Source organism: Fluviicola taffensis DSM 16823 (genome assembly GCF_943372375.1).
GTDB lineage: Bacteria > Bacteroidota > Bacteroidia > Flavobacteriales_D > Crocinitomicaceae > Fluviicola > Fluviicola taffensis_A.
The window spans coordinates 130,439-142,902 of record NZ_CALRYJ010000005.1 but is presented as its reverse complement, the minus strand read 5'-3'; the positions used below and the strand labels follow the sequence as shown (position 1 = coordinate 142,902).

General features: G+C 39.5%; 10 protein-coding genes. 7 read left to right on the top strand and 3 right to left on the bottom strand.

What is annotated here, in order from left to right:
- Position 1 precedes the first annotated feature (1 nt).
- On the bottom strand, positions 2-811 hold the full coding sequence (locus tag AAG807_RS09435) for a 2,3,4,5-tetrahydropyridine-2,6-dicarboxylate N-succinyltransferase (protein ID WP_341902842.1): 810 nt from the start codon (positions 809-811) through the stop codon (positions 2-4).
- Positions 812-1,073: 262 nt separating this feature from the next.
- Here AAG807_RS09435 and ruvX point away from each other — a divergent pair, with 262 nt between their 5' ends.
- From ruvX to dnaE, 7 genes are all read left to right on the top strand, one after another.
- Positions 1,074-1,490 carry a Holliday junction resolvase RuvX gene (gene ruvX / locus AAG807_RS09430; RefSeq protein WP_341902840.1) on the top strand — a complete coding sequence of 139 codons (417 nt, stop codon included), beginning with the start codon at positions 1,074-1,076 and terminating at the stop codon, positions 1,488-1,490.
- Positions 1,491-1,541: 51 nt separating this feature from the next.
- Entirely contained in the window at positions 1,542-2,141 is a 600-nt protein-coding gene (gene def / locus AAG807_RS09425) for a peptide deformylase (protein ID WP_341902838.1), read from the top strand.
- Positions 2,141-2,701 (top strand): hypothetical protein, encoded by a 561-nt coding sequence (locus AAG807_RS09420; RefSeq protein WP_341902835.1) that lies wholly within the window; start codon positions 2,141-2,143, stop codon positions 2,699-2,701. The genes def and AAG807_RS09420 overlap by 1 nt, the downstream gene beginning before the upstream one ends.
- 92 nt (positions 2,702-2,793) lie before the next feature.
- Positions 2,794-3,240 (top strand): DUF1573 domain-containing protein, encoded by a 447-nt coding sequence (locus AAG807_RS09415; protein WP_294858992.1) that lies wholly within the window; start codon positions 2,794-2,796, stop codon positions 3,238-3,240.
- A gap of 12 nt (positions 3,241-3,252) precedes the next feature.
- Positions 3,253-3,627, top strand: coding sequence for a DUF1573 domain-containing protein (locus AAG807_RS09410; RefSeq protein WP_341902832.1), 375 nt, complete (start codon positions 3,253-3,255; stop codon positions 3,625-3,627).
- Positions 3,628-4,172: 545 nt separating this feature from the next.
- Positions 4,173-4,613, top strand: coding sequence for a DUF1573 domain-containing protein (locus AAG807_RS09405; protein WP_341902830.1), 441 nt, complete (start codon positions 4,173-4,175; stop codon positions 4,611-4,613).
- 175 nt (positions 4,614-4,788) lie between these two features.
- Positions 4,789-9,177 carry a DNA polymerase III subunit alpha gene (gene dnaE, locus AAG807_RS09400; protein WP_341902827.1) on the top strand — a complete coding sequence of 1,463 codons (4,389 nt, stop codon included), beginning with the start codon at positions 4,789-4,791 and terminating at the stop codon, positions 9,175-9,177.
- Between the two features lie 248 nt (positions 9,178-9,425).
- On the opposite strand, the gene AAG807_RS09395 is transcribed toward dnaE, so the two are convergent.
- Complete coding sequence (locus AAG807_RS09395; RefSeq protein ID WP_341902824.1) at positions 9,426-10,919, bottom strand: caspase family protein; 1,494 nt, start codon at positions 10,917-10,919, stop codon at positions 9,426-9,428.
- 238 nt (positions 10,920-11,157) lie between these two features.
- Entirely contained in the window at positions 11,158-12,393 is a 1,236-nt protein-coding gene (locus AAG807_RS09390) for a TlpA disulfide reductase family protein (protein ID WP_341902822.1), read from the bottom strand.
- Positions 12,394-12,464: the final 71 nt, after the last annotated feature.

Genomic DNA, 12,464 nt, shown 5'->3' with positions numbered 1-12,464 from the left:
TTTATACTGCTACATTGTGTTCTCTTAAAGCATCATTCAAACTTGTCTTCAAATCCGTTGATGCTTTGCGTTTTCCGATAATCAAAGCGCATGGCACTTGAAAATCCCCGGCTGGGAATGATTTGGTGTAAGAACCCGGAATCACCACCGAACGCTCAGGAACATACCCTTTTAATTCGATTGGCTCATCTCCGGTTACGTCGATAATCTTTGTTGACATCGTCAAACACACATTTGCTCCCAAAACAGCTTCTTTACCAACGCGGACACCTTCTACAACAATACAACGGGATCCGATAAATGCATGGTCTTCAATGATTACAGGAGCAGCCTGCAAAGGTTCCAATACACCACCAATTCCGACACCACCACTCAAATGCACATTTTTTCCGATTTGAGCGCATGAACCAACTGTTGCCCATGTGTCAACCATGGTTCCGGAATCAACGTAAGCTCCGATGTTTATATAAGAAGGCATCATGATCACACCCGATGCTACAAATGCTCCATAACGTGCAATTGCGTGAGGAACAACGCGAACACCTAGTTCGGCATAATTCTTTTTTAGCGCCATCTTATCGTGAAATTCAAAAGGACCAACTTCAATGGTTTCCATTTTGCGAATAGGGAAATACATCACTACGGCTTTTTTCACCCATTCATTCACTTGCCAGGTTCCATCGTCTTTCGGTTCTGCAACGCGCAGTATTCCCTTGTCGAGATCTTCAATGACATGTTCTATTGCCTGACGTGTTTCTGGCTGATCTAATAATGCTCGGTTTTCCCAAGCAGCTTCAATAATGGAACGCATACTTTTTGATTTTCGACAAAGGTAAAAATTATATGAAGTGGTTTTTTCAATTCTGATAGATATCAAAACGTAATTGGAGCGAGTTATCATTGTCATTCAAGAAAAATGTTTTTAGTTACTTGAATACCTGATTTTTTGATTGGCGAAAATTGAAAAAAAATGAAGGCTTACTTTTTCTGCCTTGGCAAAAAGTAAGAAGAGGTATTCGGCATTCGCAATTAATTAAGCGTATTTTTACAGGATAATTTTTAATACTAGTCTCTTGTCAAAAATACTCGCAATCGATTTTGGTCTGAAACGAACAGGCTTGGCACTTTCCGATGAGCTTCAGATGTTTGCTTTCGGTTTAAAAACAATCGATAGTAAAACCTTGATGGATGAGTTGAAAGGGCTTGTTGCGAAAGAGAAAATTGTAGAAATTGTAATCGGTGAACCGAAAAGATTGGATGCTTCCGACTCACACATTACCCAAAATGTACGTTTATTGAAAGAAGCGGTTCAGAAGAATTTTCCCGAATTGGTCATTAGCTTATTGGACGAACGGTTCACTTCAAAAATGGCTTCCGCCGTGATTGCACAAAGCGGATTAAAGAAGAAAGATCGGGAACAAAAAGGATTGATTGACACGGTAAGTGCCACAATTATCCTTCAGGATTACCTTCAAACCCGCGTAAAATAAGGAAAAGTATTTCGAAAGACTCTATTTCCTAACTTTGTAAAAAAAATCAAAATGATATTGCCAATTGTAGCTTACGGTGATCCGATCCTAAAAAAAGAAGCTGTCGAAATTGATAAAGACTATCCGGAATTGGATAAGCTGATAGAAGATATGTTTGAAACGATGTATGAAGCGTCGGGAGTTGGTTTGGCCGCACCTCAAATCAACCGTTCGATCCGTTTGTTCGTTGTAGATGGAAGTCCGTTTGCAGAAACGGATGATGAGGATGAGGAAGAAGATCCGAAAGCGGAAGGAATGGACGGATTTAAGCGCGTTTTTATCAATCCGATAATTGAAGAAGAGACTGGGGAATCTTGGGGTTTTCATGAAGGTTGCTTGAGTATTCCGAAAATCAGGGAAGAAGTCATGCGCAAGGAAAAAATCCGAATGACCTATTACGACGAGAACTGGCAATTCCACGATGAATGGTTTGATGGTTATAAAGCGCGAATCATTCAGCATGAATACGATCACGTTGAAGGAGTCTTATTTACAGACCATCTTTCCGTGTTAAAAAGAAGATTATTGACAAAAAGACTTCAGAATATTTCGCAGGGTTTGATTTCTGTAGCTTATAAAATGAAGTTTCCATCGTTTAAAAAAGGAAAATAATGAACCGATTAATTGCATTTGGAATAGGACTATTCTTGTTTGCTTGCTCTTCTGAACCTGCAACTGTTGAATCTACAGGTAGTGAAAAGGATCCTGCGAATAGTGCGTCAGCTATTCAGGAGGTGAAAACATTTGAGGATTCCTTGAAAAAATCTTCGGCTACAGGATCACTTGAATACAGTCAGGAAACTGCGGTGGTTTATGCTGAAAAATGTTTAGCCGTTGCACATCGTTTCCCGAAATCGAAAGATGCTGCGAAATATATGGACAAGGCACACATTATTTTTGCTTCTGCCAACTTACATCAGCGTTCCGTAATCATTGCTGACTCACTGATCCTGATGTATCCGATGTACAAAAATCGGGCGATGGTATTGGAAAGTCTTGCCGGTGCATACGATGTCTTTGTTATTCCAAGACAGAAAGACAAGGTCAAGAAGTACTACGAGATGTTGTTAAAGGAGAATCCGAAGATGCCTGCCGAGCAACGAAAACAGATAGAAGATCGTTTAAAAAAGGTGGATTTGACTTTTGATGAATATGTTTCAAAAGCAAATTAGTATTTTGAATGGTTTTTCGTTAACTATGTGTTAAAGAAACCAAGAGGTAAAACTTTATAATCTATATTTACAACAACTAAAAGAAACTAATGATGAAAAAGGTATTATTTACAATGATGTTAGCTTTTGTAGCTGTGATCGGTGCAAACACTGCGGTAGCTCAAGAAGTTCAAAACGGGGCTAAGATCGAATTCGCAAAAGAAACGCATGATTACGGAAATATCAAATATGGAGGTAACGGAGCTTGTACATTTACTTTCACAAATACAGGTAATGCACCTTTGATTATTTCGAATGCAAAAGGATCATGTGGTTGTACGGTTCCTGAGTGGCCGAAAGAACCAATTGCTCCGGGAGCAAAAGGAGTTATTACAGTGAAATACGATACAAAACGTTCAGGTGCAATCAACAAGAATGTGACTATCACTTCAAATGCTGTAAACGAGCCAACGAAAGTAATCCGTATCAAAGGGAATGTTGCTCCTCAACCGGAAGGAACAAGCCCGGTAAATGACGGTGGTGCTCCATCTGCTCACTAAAAATTAAATCAAATGCGTTGTTTAACTATCGCATTTATCATATTGAATTCCGCTTTTTGCATTGGTCAGAAAGCGGAATTTTCTGTTGATAAAGGAGTGTTTTCATTTCCCAAAACGAAAGAGGGACCTGTCATTTCACACGATTATGTGATAACAAATACAGGAGATACTCCACTCATTATCTCGGATTACAAGGTTTCTTGTCCTTGTACCAAAGCCACGCTTCCCGAACCCATTCCACCAGGAAAATCAGCAATTCTTCACGTAACTTTCGAAACCAAAGGAAAATACTACGAGCAAGACCGTTCCATTATCCTTTCAACCAACACCAAAAAAGGCACTGAAAAGGTTCGTTTCAAAGTCTTCGTTATCCCCGAGGATGAGTAATATTCTGTTTATTTCTCGTTTTACTTTTCGGTAAGACAATTAATGGTCTTTTGTATCAATTTTATCAGTGGAGATAATTCCCAATTACACGGCAGAGTAATTCAAGCTTTGAAACAAAAATCATAACCCGTCCTTTTATCTTTATCTTGGAAGTAAAAGTCTTCCGTTTCTGTTGCCGATCTCGGAAAGTGTTTTCCATTTGAGGTCCTGACCTCTTCTTTCCGTAGATCGTTCAGAAAGGGAAGACTGCTCGAATGCTGTAATTGGGGAAAGGCATTTTTGCCTACTACCTCAGCATTAGACTTTAATAAAGTCTTGCTTCGTCTTCACGAGCAGTGCTCGTTCTTTTTGCCTTGGAAAAAAGTAGGGGGAATCTTGGGATGAGAAGGGTAAGTATTGGCAGAAAACGATGGTTCTTAACCAAAAAAGTTGCTTTGAAAAATCATTTTTAACAGCTATTTAAGACTTGAGTTAAGGTCTTGTTAATCCCTGATCTTACTTGGTTCCGATTGCGTAGATTGCTTCAAATATTTAAATTCTACGTTATGAAATCAAACACCCTTTTTTTTATCTTAAGCTTTGTTTTTACATTGGGTATGAAACAAGCAGCTGCACAACCCGAAGTGTTGAATGGTCCGCAAATTGAGTTTGAGAAAGACTCCCATGATTACGGAACAATCGAAAATGGCGCAAATGGAGATTGTGTGTTTATCTTCAAGAACACAGGAAATGCTCCGCTGATCTTGGGAAATGTAAAAGGTTCTTGTTCGTGTACCGTTCCCAGCTGGCCAACGGAACCGATTTTGCCGGGTAAAACAGGTGAAATAACCGTGCATTACAATACAAGTAACGCTGGTTCGATCAATAAATCCGTTACCATTACATCCAATGCGGTGAATGAAGGGGTGAAAGTGGTTCGGATCAAAGGGAATGTGCTTCCGGCGAAAGAAACGACCATGGAATCCGTTCCTGCTGTAACAAATTAGAGCCGAGCTTGCACATGTTTATGATATAACGATATGGTTACAACATGATATCATGTTGTAGTAATAAGCATGCAAAACTTTCAAAGAATAGGGATGAGTTATTAACAAGCAGCTAACTTGTTTTTGATTCATCCCTTTCTTTTGACTATCTTTATTGTCCCAAAAAAGGACTCTCATGTATTTGATTTTCGATACCGAAACAACAGGTTTACCTCGCGATTGGAATGCTCCTTTGACCGATTTAGACAATTGGCCAAGAGCAATTCAGATTGCCTGGCAATTGCATGATGAGTTGGGAAATTTGGTAGAAGCAAAAGACTTCCTGATCCGACCGGATGGATTTGATATCCCTTACGATGCGGAACGGATCCACGGAATCTCCACCGAGCTTGCAATGGAGCAAGGACAAGCCTTAGAAGATGTTATCGCAGAATTCAATGAAGCCTTACGGAAATCGGACTTTGTAGTCGGACAGAACATCGGGTTTGACCTCAATATCATGGGGGCTGAGTTCCTGCGTACGAAGGTGGAAACCAATATGCACGACCTTCCCGTTTTGGATACCTGTACGGAAGTTACAGCAGAAATGTGTAAGATTCCCGGAGGTCGTGGAGGAAAATTCAAACTACCAACGCTAACCGAATTACACAACTATTTGTTCAGTGTTCCTTTTGGTGAAGCTCACAACGCAACTGCCGATGTGGAGGCAACTACCCGTTGTTTCTTTGAATTGGTTCGTAGAGAAGTCTTTACAAAAGAAGAACTGAAAGTTGAATTGGAATACTTCAACCGGTTCAAAATTGCGAATCCGGATTTCATTCAACCGATTGGACTTACACACCTCAATTTAAAAGAGGAAAGTGCCAAACTCAAAAAACAAACAAGTGACGATTCTGTTTCAGTCGACGTTTCAGAAGCTCGGGAGCGATTAAAAGACATTCCTTTCGTTCACTTACACAATCATACGCAATTCACCATTTTGCAATCCACCATGGATGTAAAAGGATTGGTGAAGCAAGCCATTAAGCACAACATGCCAGCCGTTGCCCTGACGGATATTGGAAACATGATGGCTGCCTTTCATTTTGAGAAAGCAATTGCCGGAATCAATAAGGAAATTGCAGCAGAAAGACAAGAAGCAGAAGAAAACGGACAATCGTATTCCAAAAAGCCATTGTTGCCGATCATTGGTTGTGAAATGTACGTATGTCGCGACCGCTTGGATAAAAGTGTGAAAGACAACGGATCACTGGTTGTTTTCATCGCAAAAAATAAAAAAGGATACCACAACCTCATCAAGTTGGCTTCCATGGCTCACACCGAAGGAATGTATTACGTTCCACGGATTGATAAAGCGGCCATTGAAAAATACCACGAAGATCTGATTGTATTGACAGGAGGATTGAATGGTGAAATTCCAAGCTTACTTCTGAATGTGGGTGAAAAGCAGGCAGAAGATGCTTTGATTTGGTGGAAGAATCTGTTTCAGGACGATTTGTATGTGGAGATTATGCGCCACGGACAGGAAGATGAGAATCGGGTGAATTCCTCCTTGATCAAATTGGCCAATAAGCATGAGGTAAAACTGGTTGCCACAAATAACACTTTTTATGCTACAAGAGAAGATGCGAACACGCACGACATTCTGCTTTGTGTAAGAGATGGCGAACAAGTGACCACTCCAAAAGGAAAAGGAAGAAACTTCCGCTTTGGATTGGAGAATGAAGAATATTACTTCAAATCATCGGATGAGATGAAGGAGTTGTTTCTGGATCTTCCGGAAGCAATTGAAAATGTAGCTGAGATTTTAGGAAAGATTGAGCATTATCCTTTGGCGCGTGAAGTATTACTTCCTGCATTCGAGATCCCGGAAGAATTCAAACATCCGGAAGATGAGGTGGATGGTGGCAAAAGAGGAGAGAATGCTTATTTGCGTCATCTGACTTACGAAGGTGCTGCCAAACGTTATCCGGAGATTACGGACGAGATTCGCGACCGATTGGATTTTGAATTGGCAACAGTCGAGAAAACCGGATATCCCGGGTATTTCCTGATCGTACAGGACTTTTGTCAGGCAGCCCGCGATATGGGCGTTTCTGTTGGTCCCGGTCGTGGATCGGCGGCAGGTTCGGCGGTAGCTTATTGTACCGGAATTACCAATGTCGATCCGATTGCGTACGATCTGCTATTTGAGCGTTTCCTGAACCCGGATCGTGTTTCCATGCCCGATATCGATATTGACTTCGATGATGAAGGTCGTGGAAGAGTCATCGATTGGGTAATTGAAAAATATGGTTCGAACCAGGTGGCACAGATCATTACCTATGGAACAATGGCTGCGAAGTCTTCCATTCGGGATGCAGGTCGTGTATTGGATTTGCCTTTGATTGAAACGAATGGACTTGCGAAGCTCATTCCGGATAACTTCTCATTGGATGCGATCTTCAACTGGGAAGAACCGAAGCTGGCAGAAAAATTGACGAATAGTCCGCAGGATTTGGCGAATGTTCAGGAATTGCGTTTACTTGCCAAAGGAACCGACATGCGTGCCCAGGTTTTGAGACAAGCGCAGCGTATTGAAGGTTCTGTCCGGAATACCGGGATTCACGCTTGCGGTGTCATTATCACGCCTGACGATATTACGAATTTCGTTCCTGTAGCACTTGCAAAAGATACAGGCATGTGGTGCACCCAATTTGATAACTCTGTTGCAGAAGAAGCCGGATTATTGAAAATGGACTTCTTGGGTCTGAAGACTTTGACCTTGATCAAGCATGCAGTCAAAAACGTAAAAAAACGCCACGATATTGATCTGGATCCGGATACTTTCCCGATCGATGACCTGAAAACTTACGAGTTATTCCAACGCGGTGAAACGGTAGGGATTTTCCAATACGAGAGTCCCGGAATGCAGAAATACATGCGTGAATTGCGTCCGTCCGTGTTTGCGGATTTGATTGCGATGAATGCCTTGTATCGTCCGGGTCCGTTGGAATACATTCCCGATTTTATTAAACGGAAGAACGGGGAACAAGAGATTAAATACGATTTAGATGCTTGTGAAGAGTTTCTGAAGGAAACATACGGAATTACCGTTTACCAAGAGCAGGTAATGCTTTTGTCCCAGAAATTGGCAGGTTTCTCCAAAGGTGATGCCGATGTTTTGCGTAAGGCAATGGGTAAGAAGCAGCGCTACATCCTGGATAAAATGAAACCTCAGTTCGTAGAGCAAGGTGGACAACGTGGACATGATCCGGTGGTTCTGGAGAAGATCTGGAAAGACTGGGAAGCATTTGCATCTTACGCCTTCAACAAATCGCATTCCACCTGTTATGCCTGGATTGCTTACCAGACAGCATATCTGAAAGCAAACTATCCGGCTGAATTCATGGCTGCGGTACTTTCCAATAACCTGAACGATATTACGCAGGTGAGCTTCTTCATGGAAGAATGCCGACGTATGGGATTGGAAGTGCTCGGACCGGATGTGAATGAATCGGTTTATGAATTTACAGTGAATACGGCTGGAGCAATTCGTTTCGGTTTGGGAGGAATCAAAGGATTGGGAAGTGGTCCGGTGGAGAATATCATTCAAAATCGGGAAGAAGAAGGACCATTCCAATCCATCTTTGAAATGACGAAGCGCCTGAATTTGCGTTTGGTGAACAAGAAAGCCTTGGAAAGTATGGCTTATGCCGGTTGTTTTGATTCATTCAGAGGAGCGCATCGGGCACAATACTTTGCTTTGGATCCGGGAGGGAAAACCTTCATTGAGAATGCACTGAAATACGGAAACAGCTTGCAGGACAATGAAAATTCCGCGCAGGTTTCCATGTTTGGAGAATCGGCAGATGTGAAAATGCCCGAACCGATGATCCCACAATCGGAAGAATGGAGCTTGCTTTACAAATTGAACCGCGAACGCGAAGTGGTTGGAATCTTTATTTCCGGACATCCCCTGGATGATTTCAGAGTGGAGATCGAAGCATTCTGCAATGGAAATGTGGAATTACTTTCCAATGTGAAAAACCATTTGGGTCGCGACTTCACCATTCCGGCGATTATCACCGATGCACAGCATTTGACAACCAAGACAGGGAAGCCATTCGGTTTGATCCTGATTGAAGATTATTCGAATTCGCACAAGCAATATATCTTCGGAGACACCTATCTGAAGTTCAAACATCTGTTAACGAAGGATTTGTTCGTAGCCATCAAAGGTCGCGTTCAGGAAGGTCCTTATCCGGACAAGATCACGAAAATGAAACCGATCGAATTCAGCATCAATTCCATTGAACAATTGCAGGATATGATGGGAACGAAAACGGCTACGATCAATATCACGGTTCCGATCAAATTGTTGGATCAGATGATGCTAAACAAGCTGGAATCGATGTTCAAGGAAAGCGAGGAAGGAAATTGCTCGGTCAAATTCACGGTGGTCGATCATTTGGACAACCTGACAGTCAGTATGCCTTCCAAACGATTACGCATCAATCCATCTGCTAAAATGATCACAGAGATGAAGGAAATGCAGCTGGAAGTGGGATTTGATACGAATTAATTGAGAATTTTGTGCTTCTCCCCTTGAGGGGAGACTAAGAGGGGTGGGATTTAGATAATTTTAGATTTTGGAGAAGCTTATCGTTCAATATGAAGTTACTTTTCTTTTTCCTAGTCAATGGTAATGATCAATTTGTTTTTGTTTTGAAATCCAAGTGTCGCAAATGGCGGTTAATTTACCTATTTGAATTATAGTTTTTAATGAACGAACTTTTTGTTTACTACTATTTCATATGATCTATCATTAGTTCACTCCGATCTCCTGTCAAAATCTTCTATATCAAATTTTCGTTTTTCATTCCATTGGGTAACCATTCCATCAAATGATACTAGCTTGTTTTTTATGCTTTCAATTATATTTGAAGTCGTTTTTTCGTTAAATTTATATGGCTTTATTGTTGTAAAAGGTCCTTTAAAGTTATCATTTGAATATCCGTTATAATCTAAATAAAACGAAGTGTCTGCTAATCCAACACCGTAGATTGCTTGATATATCAAAAAGGAAATCCCAACGGAAACTTTATTTATAGTTTTTGACTTTAAAAAGATTGATTTAGCTAAAATTCCATTTTCGTTCCAATTTATATAGTTACGATAAACATATTCAGGTTCATTTTTTCTCATTAAAGCAGATATTACACTTATAGTGGATATCGAGGGAGGTTTAATAACCTCTCTTTCTGATGTGAAAATATTATTTAACGAAATAACTTTATCGGAAAAACTTTTCTTTACAACACTATCTTTTACTTCAGTTTCCGCATCTGAATTAAAAGCTCTAAAATCATCTTCAAAGATGACTTCATAATCGTTAAGATTTACGCGATCTATCCAAACCTTTAGTTCATTTTCAAAAGTAGGTTTGATATTATTAAATAACAACTGTCTTATTTCATAAGGAACTTCTGGGAAGTATTCTTTATTAATGTTTTTTTCACTTACTATAACTTCAGTCTTTATTGATTTGTGGTCTTTTGCAGTTCTTTTATTTTCTTTCTTTTTTCCTTTTTCTTGGGTATTATTGTTCTCTTTAAATGCAAAGGGATAATATCCAATTGTTCTGTTTTCAATGACTGGTGTTTGTTTAAAACCACTATCTCTTAATGTTTCTTTTGCGATATAATCTTGAATCCTATTGGGTGTAAGAATTCCTTCTTCATCATACATTTCTTCGTTATTAATTGCTTGAAGAAAAAAATTTGTAAATAAACCGTGACTTAAATCTGATTTCTCCTTAGCATTTTCACTTTCTGTTGATGCATACATAAATAAGATACCTTGACTTCTAGAAATATATTTTGATAAGAAATCTTCGTTATCCAGCCCTCTTGTTAAAACCTTACCTCCAGATTCACAAGCATCAATCGCATAGCATTGATATTTTGGAAATAATCCATTAATTTTTTGAAAAACATCTTCAATAACCATATAACTATCGTGAAACTGCAGAGTAGATTTTTCAAGTAAATATTTTCCATGTCCGGCGAAAAAGAAAAATATTGAATCATTATGAGGAATAAATTCCTTTTCGATTTCTTTTAAAGAGTTCTCAAAGTTACCTGTAATGTCTTTTGTGGCATTACCTTTTTTACTTGTAATTAGGTGGATATCTTTTTTGTCAAATCGACACTTCTCTTCTAATATTTGAGCAATAGACTCGGCATCATTCACACAAAAATCCAATGGTTTTACTTTATAATCATTAATCCCAATAATTATTCCGAATCTTCTTTCTATTTCCATAGCTCTTGTTGCTTTGTAACTAAATCTAAGCTTTTATCTATTAACAAAATCATTTCAAATGTAACAATTTTGTTAATGTGCCAAATCTGTTCTATTTCACCAATCTAAAAGGAAAAATTCCAATTTTCATATAATTTCCTTCATATAACTCCGGCAAGACCTGAAACCCTTTGCGATTGGTTTGTTTTGGTTTAATTTAATGAAAGGTCTGGTTTAATATTTAAACCTCCCGACAACCTTATTTCCTATTAATCACATAAGTCGTAATCACTTTCATTTCCTGGTTGACAGTTATTCCTTTGGCCTTTAGAAAATCAATGATCTCAGCAGCACTGGCATCATTCAGCTTTTTCCATTCCATTCCCTGGTTGTAGACCAGCTGGTTCTTTAATGAATTGTCTGCGATATAAAACTGATTGGTTAGTTCTTCCAATTTTGTTAGGAAAAGACTGATTGAAGTATAGGCTTTATCCGTTCCTTCTTCAATTTGTTCCTCGGTTCTGACGTATTCATTCGTTTTGGGAAGAGATAAGAACAGGACCTTTTTCTGACTTGAAATACTGTCGAATGTGATTGATAAACCATCCGATAAACTTTGCTCAATCTCCGAAATAGCTCCTTCAAAACTGTCTTTTTTTCTCCAGTAAACAAGGTCATACCGGCAAGAGTCACCGGTTTTATTTTCTACCCATATATCAGATGGAAGGTCGTATAGAAAAACAACCAGTTCTTTGAGTGATCCGGCACAATAGGTGATGCCGACATGTCCGTTCTTCATTCTATAAGCAGAACCTGCTGAATTTGTTTCCAGTGAAGGTCGGATAATCAATTGATCGATCAGTGCAGAACTACAAAATTCCTTCCTTCCGGTCATTTGTTTCATCCCGTTAAATACCGGATCCTCGCCACCACGAAATCCACCGTTCAAAATAATTTCAGGGTGATTACTTTTTTGCTCCGGAGCAACTCCATTGGTGTTGATGACCTCTAAAAGTGTTTCCTCCGATACATGAATTCCACGATATACCAAAGTACCATCCCGGTTTATGATGAACATCGCCGGACGACCTGTGACATTGTAGTTTTTGAATTCCTGTTTATCATCATCTCTTCCAACGCAAAAATCGATTTTCACTTTTTTCAGGAAGTTTTCCAATTTCTCTTTTGAGTCATCCGTTATGGCAATAAACGTTACATTTTGATCCTTGTATTTGGTATACAGCTCATTGTTTTCCGGAAAAGCTGCGACACATGGAGAACACCAGGTTGCCCAGAAGTCCAGGACTACAATGTTCCCCTTGAGAGATTCCAATTGGAGTGATTTATCGTTGCAGTTATAAATTCCTTCGAGGTGCAGCTCGGGTGCTTTTTTTCCTATTTCAACCTGGGAGTGAATAATAAAAGGAGCAGCTAAAATGATCCATAAAAGAAAGCGCTTCAATAGTGGTGATTGATCGTTCAACTTTTGAGTCATGATTATTTATTTTTCAGTGTTACATAGTGTCGTTTTCAATTAGTCGGTTAAGTCTAATTGAATTAGCGGTT